Source organism: Gordonia jacobaea, assembly GCF_001186365.1.
Taxonomy (GTDB): Bacteria; Actinomycetota; Actinomycetes; order Mycobacteriales; family Mycobacteriaceae; genus Gordonia; species Gordonia jacobaea.
Genome location: NZ_LDTZ01000016.1, coordinates 112,966 through 130,204 on the forward strand (window position 1 = coordinate 112,966; position 17,239 = coordinate 130,204).

The following is a 17,239-nucleotide window of genomic DNA, read 5'->3' on the forward strand; positions in this document are numbered from 1 at the left end:
CCATGACTCTCTCGGTTGCCATGATCACTGTCGACACGCTCGAGCCGATATCGCTCGCCACCTGGTGGGCCACCAATCTCGGTGGCACGATCGTCGCGGAGAACGACGGATTCTTCGTCGTCGTCGCGCTCCGTGACGGCGGCCCCGCGATCGGCTTCCAGAAAGTCGACGACCCGACGCCCGGGAAGAGCCGCATCCACCTCGACCTCGCGTCGCCCGACTATCCGGCCATCGTCGACACTCTCGTCGCGAACGGGGCCACCAAGCTCGGCGACCGGGAGATCCCTGGTGGTGGCTTCGGATGGACCACGCTGACCGATCCCGCCGGCAACGAGTTCTGCGTGTCAGGCGGTCACTGACCGATCCGCCGCGGCCCGATCGCCGGCCTCCCGATCGACAACCGCTTGATCAACGGTCTCCTGATCGCCGGCCGCCTGGTCGGCTGAGCGCTTCGTCACCGACACGGTGGCTGCGACCTGGTCCTCGCCGTCGTCGTCGGGAATGAGCATCCACAGGAGGAGTCGTTCGGGTTCCCGGACGCGCCGCAACGTGATCGGCGTGCCGGGGACGATCGGACGCAGGTACTCGATCACCAGGCGGTGCGGTCCGTCGATCAGATCGAGATGATCGACGAGTTCGTCCTCGACCGCCTCGAGGTACGCGGCGTTGTTGAGGTGCTTGAACGGGTCGAAGTCGGTGCTGCGCAACACGTGTTCGCGGTCGTCGGCCGACGCGCCCTCGGCGTCGGGAGCCTTCTCCGGATTCAGCGACTTCCAGCGCAGGCGGTGCTCGTCGGTCATCGACGAGAGCAGCTCGAACGCGTCGTCGGAGATTCGCGACGGCATGCCCTGGTCGTTGACGTTGATCCAGAACGCCTCTGTCTCGATCAATCCGGACTCGCGTGGTTCCGGGTTGAACCGATTGGTCTGGTGCTCGGCTGTCAGCCGGACGCGCATGTTGGTCCACCGTGTCGAGAGCGACCCGCACCACCGCTGTGCGGTGACGGTCGCAGGCCACGAGATGGGCTTGATGACGTCGACGACGGTCCGCCGCACGATCCAGAACGGATCCGAGTCGCCGAGTTCGGTTGCCTCGATGTTGTCGTTGGCGACGTCCTGCAGATACCTGGCGACGGCGTCGAGTCGTACGCGCATGTCTTGGTCGACGTCGCCGGTCCGTACGCGGTACGTCGCCTCGAAGAAGCGCGCGCCGTCCTTGCGGTCGGGGAGTGCTGCGCCGGTGGCCTGGCTGTTGTCGCGGGTCAATAGATGTCCTCTGTCGGCTGTGTCGGCTGGCTCACACGCCACGGTTACGATCGGGTAGCTCACGGTGTGGTCGTTAAGATACAGTCACCACAAAACTAGAACACGTTCTACGTGTTGACTTCGAGGACAGCACAGATGGCCCATGTGATCACACGCCCCTGTTGTAACGATGCGAGCTGCGTCGCGGTGTGCCCGGTCAACTGTATCCACCCGACGCCGGATGAGCCCACATTCTTCACCGCGGAGAGCCTCTACATCGATCCGGACACCTGCATCGACTGCGGGGCATGTATCGACGAGTGCCCCGTCGAGGCGATCATTCCCGACGACCAGCTCGACGAGCGTGACGAGCCCTACCTGCAGATCAACGCTGACTACTACAAGGATCACGACGTCGACGGTGGCTTGGTTCCCCCGAAGAAGGCCCCCAAGCTCCCCGCGGGAGATGTCCGCGTCGCCATCGTCGGCGCCGGGCCTGCCGCGTTCTATGCCGCGGAGGAACTGGTCCGTAAACCGCAGATCTCTGTCGACATGTTCGACCGTCTACCCACGCCGTACGGGCTGGTGCGCGCGGGAGTCGCCCCCGACCACGCTGCCACCAAGGGCGTCGAGTCGACCTTCGCGGCGACCTCGGCCAAGCGCAATTTCCGCTACTTCCTCAACGTCGAGGTCGGTAAACACATCAGCCACGACGAACTCACCGCCCGCTACAACGCCGTCATCTATGCGGTCGGAGCCCCAACGGACAAGCGGCTCGGTATCGCCGGCGAGGACCTGTCGGGTTCGGTGTCGGCGACCGAGTTCGTCGCCTGGTACAACGGTCATCCCGACTTCGCCGACCTCAGCTTCGATCTGTCCGGCGAGCGCGCGGTCGTCGTCGGCAACGGCAACGTCGCGCTCGACGTCGCCCGCATTCTGGTGACCGATCCCGACGACCTCGCCAAGACCGACATCGCCGATCACGCCCTCGCAGCGCTCCGCGAGTCGAACATTCGCGAGGTGGTGCTCCTCGGGCGACGCGGGATCGCGCAGGCGGCCTACACCAACAGTGAGTTCCTCGCGCTGGGTGAGGTCGACGGCGTCGACGTGATCATCGATCCGGACGAGCTCACACTCGACCCGGTGTCGGAGGCCGCGCACTCCGACGACGAATTGGATTCGACGATCGCGACCAAACTGCGGCTCGCGCAGGAGTTCGCGCAGCGCCCCACCACCGAGGGCAACAAGCGCATCGTCTTCCGCTTCCTGACGTCGCCGACGGAGCTGACCGGCGACGGGAAGGTCGAAGAACTGCACGCCGTGCGCAATGTCTACACCGAGGCAGGCGAGAACGTCGCGATCGTTCCGACCGACAACGGCGTCGACCTCGAGACCGGACTCGTGTTGCGCGCGATCGGTTATCGCGGAGTGCCCATCAACGACGTCCCGTTCGACGAGGTGCGCTGCGTGGTACCCAACGTCGAGGGCAGGGTGCAGTCGAGTGTCGACGGCGAGATCGTCCGCGGCCTGTACGTGACCGGATGGATCAAGCGTGGCGCGACAGGCGGTATCGGGCGCAACCGGCTGTGCGGGCAGGAGACTGCCGAATCGGTGATCGCCGACTTTGTCGAGGGCGTCCTGCCGCAGGCATCTACCTCGGCAGACGACGTCGCGGATCTGGTGGCCGACCGCGGCGCCCATCGCATCGACCTCCCTGGTTGGAAGAACATCGACGCCACTGAACGCAGTGCTGGCAAGTCGGCGGGGCGGCGTCGTGTGAAACTGGTGCATATCGATGAACTCGAATCGGCGTCCCGAGAGGCAGCCGAATCGAGATCGTGACAGCGGCGTCGTCGAGTCGGCCGGATCGGTTGTCGAATGGGGCGGCGAGCCGTAGCAGCATCGGGCCGTCGTCGGTCCGTGAATGGAGAGGTGGAAACACAAGGTGCGCGTGGCATTTCTGTCGTATCGCAGCAAGCCGCATTGCGGTGGGCAAGGCGTCTACGTACGCCACCTCAGCAGAGAATTGGCGCTGCTGGGGCATCAGGTCGAGATCTTCTCGGGACAGCCGTATCCCGAGCTCGACCAGTCGGCGATCGACGCGGGCGTCACACTCACCAAGGTCCCGAGCCTGGGTCTCTACGACGAACCCGACCCGTTCCGTACCCCGCGGCCCAGTGAGTTCCGTGATTGGATCGACGCTCTCGAAGTGGGCGCGATGTGGACGGCGAGCTTCGGCGAGCCGCTGACGTTCAGCCTTCGTGTCGCCCGGCTGCTCGCCGACCGTCGCGACGACTTCGACATCGTGCACGACAACCAGTGCCTCGGCTACGGCCTGCTGCAGATCCAGAAGCAGGGCTATCCGCTGATCGCGACGATCCACCATCCGATCACGCGTGATCGTTCGTTGGCGGTCAAGGCGGCCAAGGGGTGGCGCAAGGTCAGTGCGTGGCGGTGGCATTCGTTCCTGCGGATGCAGGGTCGGGTCTCGCGTCGGATTCCGGAGTTGTTGACGGTCTCGCGGAGCAGCGAGGTCGACATCCGCAAGGCCTTCGACATCGAGGCCGGTCGGATCACGACCATCCCGCTCGGCGTCGACACCGCAATCTTCCGGCCCGAGGCCGCTGCGGCGCGTGTGCCCGGCCGCGTGGTCTGCGTCGCCAGCGCCGACGCTCCTCTCAAGGGAGTGTCGTATCTGCTGGAGGCGATCGCCAAGCTGAGCGCCGAGCGCGACGTCGAACTCACGCTGGTTTCCAAGCTCGACCCCGACGGACCGTCGGCGAAGATGATCGACGACCTCGCCATCTCGTCGCGGGTGCGCGTGGTGTCCGGGCTCGAGGATTCGGAGATGGCAGAGCTACTCGCGTCCGCCGAGGTCGCCTGCGTGCCATCGCTGTACGAGGGGTTCTCCCTGCCGGCAGTGGAGGCCATGAGCTGCGGCACGCCGCTCGTTGCCACGCACGCGGGCGCGATCCCCGAGGTTGTCGGTACCGATGGCAGGTCGGCTACGCTGGTGCCTCCGCGCGATTCCGAGCGACTCGCGCAGGCGATCGGAACGCTGCTCGACGACGAATCCGCCCGCGCCGCAATGGGTGTGGCCGCGCGCGAGCGGGTAGAAGATCGCTATAGCTGGGCTGCTGTCGCAGCGAAGACGGCGGCACATTACGAGACGGTTCTCGCGCGGGTGCGTAATGAGGACGCGAACTCGCAAGGGGTAACGATGGATTCGGAGAAGGGGAGTCATGCTCACAGTTGATTTCGACCGGTTGGGCGTCGGGTCACACACCAAGGTGATCGACATCGGTGCGGGCCAGGGCAGGCACTCTTTCGAGATGTTCCGTCGCGGTGCAGATGTCATCGCATTCGACCAGTCCGAGAGCGATATGGCCGATGTGGCCGAGATGTTCGACGCGATGATGGCTGAAGGTCAGGTTCCCACCGACGCCAAGGCGCGCGCAGAGGTCGGCGATGCTCTGCGACTTCCGTACGCAGACAACAGCTTCGACGTCGTGCTGATGTCGGAGATCCTGGAGCACATCCCGTCCGATGAGGCTGCCATTGCTGAGATGGCGCGCATCCTCAAGCCCGGCGGCATCGGCGCTGTGACCGTGCCGCGGTACTGGCCCGAGAAGGTGTGCTGGGCGCTGTCGGACGCGTACCACGAGGTGGAGGGCGGCCACGTCCGTATCTACAAGGCCTCCGAGCTTGCAGACAAACTGCGGGCGGCGGGCCTCGAGGTGACCGGAACCGATCACGCACATGCCCTGCACGCGCCCTACTGGTGGCTCAAATGTGCTGTGGGCGTGGACAATAACAAGAACCCGCTGGTACAGGCGTACCACAAGCTGTTGGTGTGGGACATGATGTCGGCACCGGCTCTCACCCGCGTGGGCGAGCAGGTTCTCAACCCTGTGATCGGCAAGTCGGTCGCGTTGTATCTGCGGAAGCCGGAGAGCGCGGCGTCGTGACCCCGCCGTCGAGCGTCGTCGACCCATCTCCCGGTCGATGACCGCACAGGCGCACGTCGGTGCGCTCGCCATTGCCGGTGTTGTGACCGGTGAGCAGATGCGTGCCACCGGCGCCGCCATCGCCGCCATGCAAGAGAATTCCGGCGCGCTGCCGTGGTTCCCCGGCGGACGCACCGACCCCTGGGATCATATCGAATCGGCAATGGCGTTGAGTGTCACCGGTTTTCACGCGGAAGCGGAGGCCGCGTACGGCTGGAGTCTGCACACGCAACGCGACGACGGGTCGTGGCCGCTGCGCTTCGACTCGGGTGTCGTGACCGACCACGGCACCGACTCCAATTTCTGCGCCTACATCGCCGTCGGCGTGTGGCATCACTACCAGATCACCGGTGACGTCGTGTTCTTGGAACGCATGTGGCCGGTCGTGTGGTCGGCGATCAACCTCGTCCTGCGTTTCCAGCGGCCCGACGGCGCCTTCCGTTGGGCGGGCGATCACGCGACCGGCACCATGTTCGACGAGGCGCTGATCACGGGGAATGCCAGCATCTTTCAGGCGCTCGACTGCGCGGTGCGCATCGCGGTGGAGGTGGAGCAACCCGACGACGAGTGGGTACGCGCCCGCGAGGCGTTGCGCGACGCATTCCAGTGCAGGCCAGAGGTTTTCGAGAAGCCGTCCGAGCACTCGATGGACTGGTACTACCCGGTGCTCGGTGGCGCTGTGCGCGGTCGTGCCGGTCAGGAGATGATTGCTCGACGCTGGGATGAGTTCGTCGTACCAGGTCTCGGTGCGCGGTGCGTCGACCACCGACCGTGGGTGACCGGTGCCGAAACCTGCGAACTCGCAATCGCACTCGATGCGCTGGGCGACACCGCGGACGCCGTGAAGCTCATCGCATCCATTCAGCATCTCCGCGACCCCGACGGCTCGTACTGGACCGGACTCGTCTTCGACGACGGCAAGCGCTGGCCGGTCGAGAAGAGTTGCTGGACGTCGGCGGCGGTTGTCCTGGCTGTCGATGCGGTCACGAGAAGCAGTGAGGCCAACGGGATCTTCCGCGAAGCAGGAGTGCTCTGAGCGTCGATTCCCGGCGCCGCAGAAATTAGAACATGTTCTAGACAGGTGTCCAGTGGTCTGCCTATTCTTGCGGTATGGATTTCGGGATCGTTCAGTTCACCAGTGATCGTGGGCTCAAGCCGCAGGTGGTCGCACCGCTCATCGAGGAGGCGGGGTTCGCGTCTTACTTCGTTCCCGAGCACGGTCACATCCCCACCCGCCGCGACGCCGCGCACCCGCAGACCGGCGATTCGTCACTGCCCGACGACCGCTACATGCGCACCCTCGATCCGTGGACGACGCTCGCTGCGGCAGCAGCGGTCACCTCGCGAATCAAGCTCGCGACGGCCGTCGCGCTGCCCGTGCAGTCCGATCCGATCACGCTCGCGAAAACGCTTGCCACCCTTGACCACATCTCCGACGGCCGGCTGATGCTCGGCGTCGGATTCGGGTGGAACCTCGACGAACTCGCCGATCACGGCGTTCCGTCGAAGCGTCGTCGAACGATGCTGCGGGAGTATCTCGAGTCAATGCGCGAGCTGTGGACGGTCGACGAGGCCGAGTATCACGGCGAGTTCGTCGATTTCGGCACGAGCTGGGCGTGGCCCAAGCCGCCGCAGGGGGCGATCCCGACGCTCGTCGGCGCCGCAGGCAACGAGAAGAACTTCACGTGGATCGCTCGCAGCGCCGACGGCTGGATCACGACGCCCGGCGAGGACGACATCGCCGGTTCCGTCGCGCTGCTGAGACGGATCTGGGCCGACGCCGGACGCTCCGGCGAACCGCAGATCGTCGTCCTGGACTTCAAGCCGATCCCCGAACGTCTCGAGGAGTTCCGCGACCTCGGCGTCACCACGGTGCTCTACGGACTTCCCGACGACAGCGTCGAACGAGCCACCGCCTACCTGGCCAAGCTCGCGGGCAAGGTGGGCCTCACCCCCGCCGCGGCCCGTTGATCGGGCTGCCCCCGCTGATCGGGCTGCCCTCCGCTGATCGAGCTGTCCTCCGCTGATCGAGCTTGTCGAGATCACTCGCCCCGTGGTGGGTGGTCTCGACTCGGGTGCTCGCTGCGCTCGCGCCCGCTCGACCAGCGGTAGGTGTCGCGCCCGCTCGTCGTGAGGCCCGCTGATCGGGCTGCCCTCCGCTGATCGAGCTTGTCGAGATCACTCGCCCCGCAGTGGGTGGTCTCGACTCGGGTGCTCGCTGCGCTCGCGCCCGCTCGACCAGCGGTAGGTGTCGCGCCCGCTCGACCAGCGGTGAGACCCCCGCTGATCGAGCTGCCTTCCGCTGATCGAGCTTGTCGAGATCACTCGCCCCGCGGTGGGGTGGTCTCGACTCGGGTGCTCGCTGCGCTCGCGCCCGCTCGACCAGCGGTGGGTGCCGCGCCCGCTCGACCAGCGGTGGGTGTCGCGCCCGCTCGACCAGCGGTGGGTGTCGAGATCACCTCAGCCGGCGGCCGGCCCTCGGTCGAGCGAGTGGTACTCGACGTTCGGCACGATGCCGAGGGCCGAGGAGATCCGATTGGTGAAGTTGTACATCGCGGTCAGCTCGACGACGTCCCAGATGTCGTCGGGACCCAAACCTGCGGCGGCGAGAGCGTCGACGTCGGAACGCTCGACGGTCGCGGGCGCGCTCGTCAGCTTCTCGACGAAGGCACAGATGGCGCGCTGCCGTTCGCTGAGTTCGGCGTGACGCCAGTTGAACGTGATCCGGTCGGCATTGGCTTCGTCGTGCAGCTCATGCCGTAGCGCCTGACCGTGCGACACCAGGCAGTACGTGCATCGGTTGATCCCCGACGCCACCACCGCGATCATCTCCCGATCTGCGCCCGAGAGCGTCTCCGACGGCTCGGTGACCTGCCGAAAGTGGTTGAACCAGGCGGAGAATCGCTCGGGGCGGTGTGCATACGCCGTGAAGACGTTGGGTACGAAGCCGAGTTGCTCGGATGCCTTGCCGAAGAGTTTCTGTAGCTGCGGCGACAGTTCGTCGACCTCGGCGTCGGGGAAATATGATCCGCTGCTCACGGGACACGCTCCTGAAGGGGGTAGTGACGGCCGACTATCGACCGCATGGTCACCCAATCACGCACGTGGCTGGGCGCGAAGCCCCGGCATCACAAAATTGTGGATGTATACCGCGACGGATCGTGGGTCGTCGGGGTCGATCGTCGCGCCGGGGACGGTCCCGAGGCTGATGAGGATTCGCGCGATCCACTCCGATGTGGTGTCGACGTCGTGCCCCGAGTCGACCTCTCCCGCGCGGATCGCGGCCTCAACGTAGGGCCGCCAGAAGTCGGCGAGGTCGGGGACGAGGCCCGCGACGCCTGCCCCGGCACAGGCAGCGAACTCGTCGGGCTCCGCGGTGCGTAGGCGCAGGAGCAACGCGCCCGGGTCGTCGTAAGCTCCACGTCCGATTCGCACACCCGCGATGAGTTGTTCGGCGAAACCGTCGATCGTGTCGAGCTCGCTGCGGGCGTTGGTCCAGAAGGTCTCGTTGAGTCGGACGATGGTCGCGCCGACCATGGTCTGCTTATCGGGGAAATGTCGGTACAGCCAGGCGCGGGACACGCCTGCGACGTCGGCGACCTGTTGCATTGTGGTGGCGCGGATTCCCTTGTCTGCCAACAGGCTTTCCGCGGCGTCGAGCATCCGGTCGGTTGCAGACGCAACCTCGACCGCGCGGGGTGTTCCGGTGGTGTCTGCTTGCACGATGCCTCCCTACTTCACGTCAATCCCGGTTCACGTCAACTGGATGCGGCCGCTGCGTACGCCGGCGACGACACCGCCGTCGACCAGGATATCGGTCCCGGTGATGAAACCGGAGCGCACCGGATCGAGGAGAAACTCGGCGGCCGACGCGATGTCTTCGGCCGTGCCGAACCGGCCCGCTGCGCACTTGTCGATCATGGCCTCGTAACTCGAATGCGCGAACTCGGCGTTGAACTCGCGCCATCCCATTTCCGTCGCGGTGACGCCGGGGCACACCGAGTTGATGCGCGCCCCACGGTCACCCCAGAGCGGCGCAGCGGACTGAACCCGAATAACGTTTCCGCGCTTGCTGTATCCGTAGGCGAGACCGCTGGCGAACTCGGGTTGCATGTCGGGAAAGGCGAACATCGGCAACCCGGCCAGTTCGCTGGCCGGAAGCGTCGCGAGTGCTGTGCCCTGTTCGGGGGTGACCGCGTCGGCGAAGATATGTGCCGCGACGCTGGCGATGATCACGCCGGCGCCGCCGTCGGCGATCACCCTGCCGAACTCCTCTATGACGTATGCGGCGCCCACCAGATTGACCTCGACGATCCGCTCGGGAGTCGCCTGCGCCGGTGACACGCCTGCGGTGTGTACCAGAGACATGACCTCGCCGAGCGAAGCCGCACGGTCGGCGAGTGCGGCGACCTGGTCGCGGTCGGCGACATCGATCGCCTGCGCTGTGACGTCGAAGCCGCCGCGACGCAACGCGGACTCGACGTCGGCGAGGTGCTCGGCGTCGTAGTCGGCGATCAGCAGCGGCCGACCCGATCCGAGGCGACGCGCAATGGCCTCGCCCATTCCGCCGACGCCGATGACAGTCAACACTGGTGGCATGTCTTCTCCGCTCGATTGTCGGACGCGCTGTCGCGCGGGGATCTGCGGCGAACTCTATCAACGAAAGTAGACATTTTTGCCAAAGTGTTCACCGAGCAAGACGGTGGGGAGTAGACACAATTGTGAATCTGTCAACTAGACCGCAATGTCGTCGCGACTTCCTCGCGTCGTCACCACTATCGAGAGGGCAATATGAGCGCACGTCCACCGCAGACGGCTGTGATCGGCGCGGGCATCAGCGGACTGACCGCGAGCAAGATGCTGGCCGACTACGGCGTGCCATTCGCCACGTTCGAGTCATCGGATCGAGTCGGGGGCAACTGGGCCTTCGGCAACCCGAACGGCCACAGCAGCGCGTATCGGTCACTGCATATCGACACGTCCAAGCACCAGTTGTCTTTTCGTGATTTTCCTATGCCCGATGACTATCCCGACTTCCCACACCACACCCTGATCAAGCAGTACCTCGACGACTACACCGACGCCTTCGGACTCCGAGAGAAGATCGAGTTCGGCAACGGAATCACCCACGCGCATCGCCTCGACGGGGGCGGTTGGGAACTCTCGACGCAGCGGGGTGAGACGCGCTACGCCGACCTTCTCGTCGTCGCCAACGGGCACCACTGGGATCCTCGATTGCCCGACTTCCCTGGCGAATTCGCGGGTGTCGAGATGCATGCGCACTCGTACATTGATCCGCGTACGCCGCTCGATCTCTACGGCAAGCGCATCCTGGTCGTCGGGCTGGGCAACAGCGCTGCCGATATCGCGGTCGAATTGTCTTCGCGCACACTGGAAAACTCGGTCACCATCTCCACTCGTTCGAGTGCGTGGATCGTCCCGAAGTACCTGGGTGGCAAGCCTGCCGACAAGTACTATCGCACCTCGCCGCACATCCCGTTCGCTTGGCAACGCAAGATCGCCCAGGTCTTCCAGCCCCTCACCGCGGGCCGTCCCGAGAACTACGGGCTCCCCAAACCCAATCACAAGTTCTTCGAGGCGCATCCGACGCAATCGGTCGAGCTGCCGTTCCGTCTCGGCGCGGGCGACGTCACGGCGAAGGGTGATATCTCGCGTCTCGACGGCGACACCGTGCATTTTGTCGACGGGTCGTCGGCCGACTTCGACGTGATCATCTACGCGACCGGCTACAACATCACGTTCCCCTTCTTCGATCCCGACTTCATCAGTGCCCCAGGCAATCAGATCGATCTCTACAAGCGGATGATCTACCCGGGCGTCGACGACGCGTTGTTCGTTGGCTTCGCACAGGCGACACCGACGCTGTTCCCGTTCGTCGAATGTCAGGCGCGGCTCGTCGGCGCGTACGCGGTCGGTCAGTATCAGCCACCGCCCGTCGACGAGATGCGCAGGGTCATCGCCGAGGATCAGGAGTTCTACACCGGCCACATGGTGCACAGCGCGCGGCACACCCAGCAGCTCGACTACTTCCTGTACGAGCACGACATGCGCACCAAAGAGCTACCGGCAGGTCGACGACGCGCCGCCGAAATCGGTGCACCGAGTTGGGCGGGTGTCGCAGAGCGTTCGCCGCACAATGGTGATCCTTCGACGGAATCAGCCGAAACCGCAACAGAATTGGTGTCCATAAGCGACGGGGGATCACGATGAGCCAGCAGATCAGAGAAGACGTCACCTTCAATAGCGATGGAACCGACTGTCATGCCTGGTTCTTCCCGCCTGCGGCACCGTCACCGTTCGCGACGGCCGACGGTGTTCCCGTCGTGGTGATGGCACACGGCTTCGGGGGCACCAAGGATTCGGGACTCGAACCCTTCGCTCGACGCCTCGCCGACGCAGGTCTCGCGGTGTTCGCCTTCGACTACCGGGGCTTCGGTCTGTCTGAAGGCTCACCCCGCCAACGGGTGTCGATGGCGGGTCAGATCGCCGACTATCACGCTGCGGCCGACGCCGCAGCAGGTCAACCCGGTGTGGACGCAGGTCGCGTGGTGCTGTGGGGGCTGTCGCAGTCGGGTGGTCACGTGCTGTTGGCCGCTGCAGACCGGACCGACGTGGCCGCGGTGATCTCCGCTGTACCCATGGTCAGCGGCCTGGCCGCGGGACGTCACCACCTTCCACACGTCGGTGTCTTCTCGATGCTGCGACAGAGTATCGACGGTATCGCGAGCGCGGCGTCGTCGAAAGTCGGTGGCGCGCCACATATGTTGCCGATCGTTGGTCGGCCGGGTCAGCAAGCGGCTCTCACCAGCTCCGGCTTCTACGAGAGCTACAAAGCCATTGCCGGCCCGTCGTGGCTCAACGAGGTCGACGCATCGGTGTCGCTTGAACTCGGGTCCTACCGGGCGGACAAGTACGTCGATCGGATCGACGCGCCGAAGCTCGTGCAGATCGCCGACTTCGATCGGGGGGCACCTCCGCACGCCGCCGCGAAGGCCGCGTTCAAGGCGCGTGCGGAGGTACGGCATTACCCGTGCGATCACTTCGGCATCTTCGCCGAGGTCGACCCGGTGACCTTCGAGAGGGTCGTCGACCACCAGATTGCCTTTCTGACAAGGCATTTGGCTACTCCGGTCGATCTCCGCGAGCTCGACGCCGCGGTGAGCTAGGCCAGGCGGGCGCTGTTGGCACCCTCGGTCGCCTCGATCGTCAGCTCGACGCCGAACGGGTTGCCCACCTCGAGGAGCGCGAGCAGTGCGTCGTCGGAGGTGAGTGCGGCCACGCGGGTGTGGTCGTCGTGCGTTGTCGCGACGACCACACCGATTGGCCCACGCTTGCCATGGTCGACGGTGTAGGTATCGAGAGTTGCTGAGCCCGTGAAGAACTCGGCGACGGGTAGCGGGTCGGCATTGTCGACGCGGGCCTGCAACGGGCGATCTGACCGAGGTGTCCAGGTGGTCGGCGTCGTCGAATAGACGCCGACAGACGTCTTGCTCATGATGCCGCCGTTGGCGACAACGAGACCGAACGCGTCGGGTTGGCGTCGCAGTCGCTCGACGGTCTCGACGATCGCGTGGCTCGAGTAGTTGTGTCCCGGTCCGCCGAAGAAGGGCAGTCCGCCGGTCACCGTCAGGCCGGTCGGGGTATCGACGTCGAATCCCAGTGCGTCGCAGATGTTGAAGACAGGGATGGCAAAGCAACTGTAGAGGTCGACGGTCGCAAGATCGGCGACGCCGATCCCCGCCATCTCGAGCGCTCCGGACGTCGCGATGGCGGCCGCAGGGCTCGTGCCGAGGTCGGCTCTGGCGAGCAGTGCGTGTTCGCGAAGATCGGTATGTCCATGGAGGAACACCCAATTCTCGCGTGGTACACCCATCTTCGTGGCGTTGGCCGCCGAGGTGAGAATGATGGCAGAGCCGACATTCACAAGATCGCGTGCCACAACCAAGCGCGGATACGGCTGTGCGATAACGCGATTGGCGTCGGTGACCGTTGCCAACTCGTCAGCGCTGCGGATCACGGGCGATGCCGCAAAGGGATTGGCCGCTGCCACCTCGGTGAACGGAGCGAACAGGCTGCCCATCGCGCGTCGATAATCGTCGACGCCCACACCGAGCCTGTTGCGTCGTGCATTCTCGGCGAGCGCATACGCGACCGGCATCGACGTCAGCCGGTGCCGGACCATCGTCATGTCGATGAAGTCTTCGAAATGCGGTCCGCGATCGTCGAGTTGACCGTCGATCTCCTCGCTGAAGTCGGGTCGGTCGTCACGGTCGGCGAAGTGCCGCGCCGTCGATGTGGCCTCGGCGCCGACGACGAGCACGCACTCGGCGCCGCCCCTCGCGATTGTCTCGGCATGGTCGGTTACCAGGGACTGCGGCGACTGTCCGCCGACGACCTCGACGAGTACTCGCTCGGGCGTCAGGCCCACACGCCGCGCGACCGACCGCGGATAATTGTTCGAGCGCCCCAACGGACTGGGCACGTGCGGCATGTTCTCCATCTCGCGAACAGCGGCGATCACGTCGATCGCGTCGGCGACGGCAGAGGCAACACCGGTGTCGGCCAGAGCATTTCGCGTCGCGGAGGCGCCGAGATCGATGCTCGACCACGCCTGGTAGTCGGGCGTATCGATGCGATCGCCGGACTGCCCGACGCCGATGATGACCGGCGTGGTGGGGTCGATGCGCATCAGCGCTGCAGCTTTTTCCCGACGATGCCGGTGTCGCGACGCAGCACGCGCAGAGAACCCTCTGCGCGCACCTCGGTGAACTGGCCCGTGGCGAGTGCCTGACAGTAGATCTCGTACGGCGGCCTCCCGCCGTCGGCGGGGTCGGGGAATACGTCGTGGATCAGCAGCGCGCCACCGATCCGTACCCAGGGCGCCCAACCGTCGAAGTCGTTCTGCGCGGCCTCCATTGAGTGCCCGCCATCGATGAACACGAAGTCGGCGGGTGAACCCCAGATCCGCGACGCGACGGTCGACGGTGCGAGCACTCCGATCACCGTCTTCTCCAGATCGGCGTCGAACATCGTGCGGCGGAAGCGTGCCGAGGTGTCGAGTGTGCCGGTGTGCGGGTCGACCAGCGTCGGGTCGTGGTACTCCCAGCCGGGTTGGTGTTCTTCGGAACCGCGGTGATGGTCGACGGTGACGATGGTCGCGCCGACACGTTCGGCCGCGGCGCCGAGGAACACCGTCGACTTTCCGCAGTAGGTGCCGATCTCGATACCGAGCTTCGTCGAATCAGGTTGGGAGAGATACTCTCCGGCGATCTCGAAGAGTGTTTGCGCCTCGTCGAGCGGCATGAAACCGGGCGCGTCGTCTGCGACCTTGAGTCGAATGGCCGAGGGGGCTGACGTCGGCTGAGACGCCGAGAGTGCACTCATGTCCCAGATCCTAACCGTGCGAGCGTTCGCTCCGCGTAGGGTTGGCAGCATGAAAGCACAGGTGCTCACCGCAGAGTCCGGACCAGACGGTTTGCAGTTGACCGAGGTCGACGATCCGACGCCCGGTGCGGGCCAGGTACTCGTCGACATCAAGTCGTGTGGCGTGTGTTTCCCCGACCTCCTGATGAGCCAGGGCAAGTACCAGTTGAGAACTCCCGTGCCGTACACCCCGGGGACCGAGGTCGCGGGCGTGGTGCGCGAGGCACCCGCAGACTCCGGATTCAGCGCGGGCGACCGTGTCCTGGTCGCGTCGATCGTCGGCGGGTTCGCCGAACAGGTCACTGCGGCACCCGAACAGTTGCTTCGACTGCCCGACGAGCTCTCATTCGACGAGGGCGCCGCCATGGGTATCAACTTCCAGACCGCGCTGTTCGCATTGAAACTGCGCGCACAGACCGCGCCGGGTGAGATCGTCGGCGTCCTCGGTGCCGCCGGTGGTGTTGGCGTGGCGTCGATTCTGGTCGCCAAGGCGATGGGCGCGATGGTCGTCGCGATCGTGCATCGCACCGGCGCCGAGCAGATGCTGCGCGATCTGGGCGCCGACCACGTGGTGCAGTTGTCCGACGGCTGGGGAGATCGGCTCAAGGAGGTTGCGCCGGAGGGCGTCGACGTCATGATCGATCCCGTCGGCGGCGATGTCTTCGACGAGGCGCTGCGCCAGGTGGCGCCCGACGGTCGGTACGTGGTGATCGGCTTCGCCGCGGGTGGCATCCCGACCGTCAAGCTCAACCGCGTGCTGTTCCGCAACATCGCCGTGGTCGGCGCCGCCTGGGGCGAGTACGTCCGCACCCATCCAGACGTCCCCGCGCTGCTGCACGACGAGCTGACGGAGATGATCGAGGCGGGGCTCCGGCCGCCGGTGAACGTCCGCTACCCACTCGCCGACCTCCCACAGGCGTTGACGGATCTCGCCCAGGGGCGGATCCTGGGCAAAGCGGTCGTGCACGTCGCGGACTGAGGTCACCTCGCTGGTCGAGCTTGTCGAGACCACCCGCTTGCGGGTGTCGCGCTGAGCCCGCGGGAGTGGTTTCGACTCGGGTGCTCGCTGCGCTCGCGCTCGCTCAACCAGCGGGAAGCTGGTCGAGCGCAGCCCGCTGGTCGAGCTTGTCGAGACCACCAGCCAGCGGGAAGCTGGTCGAGACCACCAGCCAGCGGGAAGCTGGTCGAGACCACCAACCAGCGGGAAGCTGGTCGAGCGCCGGCCCGCTGGTCGAGCTTGTCGAGACCACCAACCGAGAAGAGGAGCCACCATGTGTCGCAACATCACCGAGCTGCGCGGGCTCGAGCCGCCCGCGACCGACGACGAGGTCGAGGCCGCGGCCCGGCAGTACGTCCGCAAGGTCAGCGGAGTCCGGCACCCGTCGGCCGCGAATGCCGAGGCGTTCGAGGCTGCGGTCGCGGCGGTAACGGCAGCAACCGAAACACTGCTCGACGCGCTCCCGGAGCGTCGTCAACCACCCAAGACGGTGCCGCCGCTACGGCGACCCGAGGTGCAGGCCCGCATCGCGGCGTCGCAATCGCGCTGAGCGAGCCGGTCACCTCACGCGCCGACGCCGAAGAGTGACGCCGCGTTGTCGTAGAACACCCCGCGCAACCAGTCGTCGCCGAGGTCGAGTCGCACCAGTGCGTCGAGCGCCTCGGTGTAGCGATACGGGATGTTCGGGTAGTCGCTGCCGAACAGGATCTTGTCGCCGAGTTCGAGTAGGCGTGGCCGGAGCTCGACCGGGAAGGGCGCACCCTCCTCGGAAAAATCGGTGAACGACATCGTCGTATCGAGCCGAACGTTCTCGTAGGTGTTGGCCAAATCGAGAAATGCCTCGTACTCCGGCGTACCCATGTGCGCGACGATCAGCGGAAGCGACGGGAACTGCCGCAGCAGCGCAGCGATCGGTTCGGGTCCGGTGAAACGGCCGGGCGTCGGCCCCGAACCGCAATGGATCACGACTGGCACCCCGACGTCGGCGATCTGCGCCCAGACACTCGTGAGGCTCGGGTCGAGCGGTGAGTAGTCGCCGACCTGGATGTGCGACTTGAAGACTCGCGTTCCGCGCTCGATCGCCTTCGAGACGTACGACGCTGCGTCGGGCTCCGGATAGAACGTCGACGTGTGCAGACAGTCGGGGTGGTGCGAGGCGAAATCGGCGCCCCAGCCGTTGAGCCACTCGGCCATGTCGGCTTTGTGTGGGTAGATCATCGACGTGTAAACGCGAACTCCGAAGGCCTGCAACGCCGAGACACGCACGTCCTCGTCGGCGCGATAGGTAATCGGCCATTCCCGACCGATCATCGGCCCCACCGAATCGAAATAGGCCCACACCTTGTCCATCACCCGACGAGGCATGAAGTGCGTGTGTACATCGATGATCCCGGGTAGCCCCAGGTCGCGCCAGAACTGCCGTACCTGCGCGGCTTCCGCAGCCGTGAACGGTGCAGGCGGGCTGTCGTGGTCGTGGGCGGCCGTGTCTGCTGTTCCGGTTTCTGGGTCGGTCACAAAATCACCGTACGCCGCGAGCGCCGTCGCGA

The 17,239-nt window shown here is 65.6% G+C and carries 18 protein-coding genes; 10 read left to right on the top strand and 8 right to left on the bottom strand.

From position 1 onward, the window contains the following. Positions 1-2 precede the first annotated feature (2 nt). Entirely contained in the window at positions 3-359 is a 357-nt protein-coding gene (locus ABW18_RS09345) for a VOC family protein (RefSeq protein WP_049698733.1), read from the top strand. On the opposite strand, the gene ABW18_RS09350 is transcribed toward ABW18_RS09345, so the two are convergent. Beyond that, positions 345-1,265 (bottom strand): acyl-[acyl-carrier-protein] thioesterase, encoded by a 921-nt coding sequence (locus tag ABW18_RS09350; RefSeq protein ID WP_235434339.1) that lies wholly within the window; start codon positions 1,263-1,265, stop codon positions 345-347. The two genes, ABW18_RS09345 and ABW18_RS09350, sit on opposite strands and share 15 nt — an antisense overlap. A gap of 135 nt (positions 1,266-1,400) precedes the next feature. Here ABW18_RS09350 and ABW18_RS09355 point away from each other — a divergent pair, with 135 nt between their 5' ends. The 5 genes from ABW18_RS09355 to ABW18_RS09375 all read left to right on the top strand — a co-directional run bounded on the left by ABW18_RS09355 (position 1,401) and on the right by ABW18_RS09375 (position 7,222). Further along, complete coding sequence (locus ABW18_RS09355; protein WP_049698735.1) at positions 1,401-3,086, top strand: FAD-dependent oxidoreductase; 1,686 nt, start codon at positions 1,401-1,403, stop codon at positions 3,084-3,086. Positions 3,087-3,189: 103 nt separating this feature from the next. Next, a complete protein-coding gene (locus tag ABW18_RS09360) occupies positions 3,190-4,500 on the top strand; it encodes a glycosyltransferase family 4 protein (protein ID WP_049699020.1) in 1,311 nt (436 codons plus the stop codon). After that, positions 4,487-5,212, top strand: a complete 726-nt coding sequence (locus ABW18_RS09365; RefSeq protein ID WP_049698736.1) for a class I SAM-dependent methyltransferase — start codon at positions 4,487-4,489, stop codon at positions 5,210-5,212. The genes ABW18_RS09360 and ABW18_RS09365 overlap by 14 nt, the downstream gene beginning before the upstream one ends. A gap of 37 nt (positions 5,213-5,249) precedes the next feature. Beyond that, entirely contained in the window at positions 5,250-6,287 is a 1,038-nt protein-coding gene (locus ABW18_RS09370) for a prenyltransferase (RefSeq protein WP_049698737.1), read from the top strand. Between the two features lie 74 nt (positions 6,288-6,361). Next, positions 6,362-7,222: an LLM class F420-dependent oxidoreductase gene (locus ABW18_RS09375; protein ID WP_049698738.1), complete on the top strand. Its 861-nt coding sequence runs from the start codon at positions 6,362-6,364 to the stop codon at positions 7,220-7,222. Positions 7,223-7,711: 489 nt separating this feature from the next. On the opposite strand, the gene ABW18_RS09380 is transcribed toward ABW18_RS09375, so the two are convergent. From ABW18_RS09380 to ABW18_RS09390, 3 genes are all read right to left on the bottom strand, one after another. Beyond that, positions 7,712-8,290, bottom strand: a complete 579-nt coding sequence (locus tag ABW18_RS09380; protein WP_049698739.1) for a peroxidase-related enzyme — start codon at positions 8,288-8,290, stop codon at positions 7,712-7,714. Between the two features lie 57 nt (positions 8,291-8,347). Further along, positions 8,348-8,914 (bottom strand): TetR/AcrR family transcriptional regulator, encoded by a 567-nt coding sequence (locus ABW18_RS09385; protein ID WP_049699021.1) that lies wholly within the window; start codon positions 8,912-8,914, stop codon positions 8,348-8,350. A gap of 90 nt (positions 8,915-9,004) precedes the next feature. Further along, the gene (locus tag ABW18_RS09390; protein WP_049698740.1) at positions 9,005-9,850 is read right to left on the bottom strand and encodes an SDR family oxidoreductase; all 846 of its coding nucleotides are present in this window, start codon (positions 9,848-9,850) and stop codon (positions 9,005-9,007) included. A 192-nt stretch (positions 9,851-10,042) separates the two neighbouring features. On the opposite strand from ABW18_RS09390, the gene ABW18_RS09395 reads away from it, so the two are divergent. Then, on the top strand, positions 10,043-11,482 hold the full coding sequence (locus tag ABW18_RS09395; RefSeq protein WP_049698741.1) for a flavin-containing monooxygenase: 1,440 nt from the start codon (positions 10,043-10,045) through the stop codon (positions 11,480-11,482). Beyond that, entirely contained in the window at positions 11,479-12,438 is a 960-nt protein-coding gene (locus ABW18_RS09400; protein ID WP_049698742.1) for an alpha/beta hydrolase, read from the top strand. The genes ABW18_RS09395 and ABW18_RS09400 overlap by 4 nt, the downstream gene beginning before the upstream one ends. Here the strand turns inward: ABW18_RS09400 and ABW18_RS09405 are convergent. Both ABW18_RS09405 and ABW18_RS09410 read right to left on the bottom strand, forming a co-directional pair. Next, complete coding sequence (locus tag ABW18_RS09405; RefSeq protein ID WP_049698743.1) at positions 12,435-13,961, bottom strand: acetyl-CoA acetyltransferase; 1,527 nt, start codon at positions 13,959-13,961, stop codon at positions 12,435-12,437. The two genes, ABW18_RS09400 and ABW18_RS09405, sit on opposite strands and share 4 nt — an antisense overlap. Then, on the bottom strand, positions 13,961-14,656 hold the full coding sequence (locus ABW18_RS09410; RefSeq protein ID WP_049698744.1) for a class I SAM-dependent methyltransferase: 696 nt from the start codon (positions 14,654-14,656) through the stop codon (positions 13,961-13,963). The genes ABW18_RS09405 and ABW18_RS09410 overlap by 1 nt, the downstream gene beginning before the upstream one ends. Before the next feature lie 49 nt (positions 14,657-14,705). On the opposite strand from ABW18_RS09410, the gene ABW18_RS09415 reads away from it, so the two are divergent. Continuing rightward, positions 14,706-15,674, top strand: coding sequence for an NADPH:quinone oxidoreductase family protein (locus tag ABW18_RS09415; RefSeq protein ID WP_049698745.1), 969 nt, complete (start codon positions 14,706-14,708; stop codon positions 15,672-15,674). A gap of 103 nt (positions 15,675-15,777) precedes the next feature. Here ABW18_RS09415 and ABW18_RS22890 read toward each other — a convergent pair whose 3' ends face one another. Beyond that, the gene (locus ABW18_RS22890; protein ID WP_160318044.1) at positions 15,778-15,945 is read right to left on the bottom strand and encodes a hypothetical protein; all 168 of its coding nucleotides are present in this window, start codon (positions 15,943-15,945) and stop codon (positions 15,778-15,780) included. A gap of 21 nt (positions 15,946-15,966) precedes the next feature. Between ABW18_RS22890 and ABW18_RS09420 the strand changes: the two genes are divergently transcribed. Then, positions 15,967-16,242: a DUF2277 domain-containing protein gene (locus tag ABW18_RS09420; protein WP_049698746.1), complete on the top strand. Its 276-nt coding sequence runs from the start codon at positions 15,967-15,969 to the stop codon at positions 16,240-16,242. 14 nt (positions 16,243-16,256) lie between these two features. On the opposite strand, the gene ABW18_RS09425 is transcribed toward ABW18_RS09420, so the two are convergent. Beyond that, positions 16,257-17,207, bottom strand: a complete 951-nt coding sequence (locus tag ABW18_RS09425; protein ID WP_049698747.1) for an amidohydrolase family protein — start codon at positions 17,205-17,207, stop codon at positions 16,257-16,259. Positions 17,208-17,239: the final 32 nt, after the last annotated feature.

What these genes read in the sequence shown, in the direction of transcription:
- ABW18_RS09345 (WP_049698733.1), top strand. Translation starts at nt 3, where the DNA reads ATGACTCTCTCGGTTGCCATGATCACTGTCGACACGCTCGAGCCGATA.
- ABW18_RS09355 (WP_049698735.1), top strand. Translation starts at nt 1,401, where the DNA reads ATGGCCCATGTGATCACACGCCCCTGTTGTAACGATGCGAGCTGCGTC.
- ABW18_RS09365 (WP_049698736.1), top strand. Translation starts at nt 4,487, where the DNA reads ATGCTCACAGTTGATTTCGACCGGTTGGGCGTCGGGTCACACACCAAG.
- ABW18_RS09370 (WP_049698737.1), top strand. Translation starts at nt 5,250, where the DNA reads ATGACCGCACAGGCGCACGTCGGTGCGCTCGCCATTGCCGGTGTTGTG.
- ABW18_RS09375 (WP_049698738.1), top strand. Translation starts at nt 6,362, where the DNA reads ATGGATTTCGGGATCGTTCAGTTCACCAGTGATCGTGGGCTCAAGCCG.
- ABW18_RS09385 (WP_049699021.1), bottom strand. Translation starts at nt 8,914, where the DNA reads ATGCTCGACGCCGCGGAAAGCCTGTTGGCAGACAAGGGAATCCGCGCC.
- ABW18_RS09390 (WP_049698740.1), bottom strand. Translation starts at nt 9,850, where the DNA reads ATGCCACCAGTGTTGACTGTCATCGGCGTCGGCGGAATGGGCGAGGCC.
- ABW18_RS09395 (WP_049698741.1), top strand. Translation starts at nt 10,043, where the DNA reads ATGAGCGCACGTCCACCGCAGACGGCTGTGATCGGCGCGGGCATCAGC.
- ABW18_RS09400 (WP_049698742.1), top strand. Translation starts at nt 11,479, where the DNA reads ATGAGCCAGCAGATCAGAGAAGACGTCACCTTCAATAGCGATGGAACC.
- ABW18_RS09405 (WP_049698743.1), bottom strand. Translation starts at nt 13,961, where the DNA reads ATGCGCATCGACCCCACCACGCCGGTCATCATCGGCGTCGGGCAGTCC.
- ABW18_RS09410 (WP_049698744.1), bottom strand. Translation starts at nt 14,656, where the DNA reads ATGAGTGCACTCTCGGCGTCTCAGCCGACGTCAGCCCCCTCGGCCATT.
- ABW18_RS09415 (WP_049698745.1), top strand. Translation starts at nt 14,706, where the DNA reads ATGAAAGCACAGGTGCTCACCGCAGAGTCCGGACCAGACGGTTTGCAG.
- ABW18_RS09420 (WP_049698746.1), top strand. Translation starts at nt 15,967, where the DNA reads ATGTGTCGCAACATCACCGAGCTGCGCGGGCTCGAGCCGCCCGCGACC.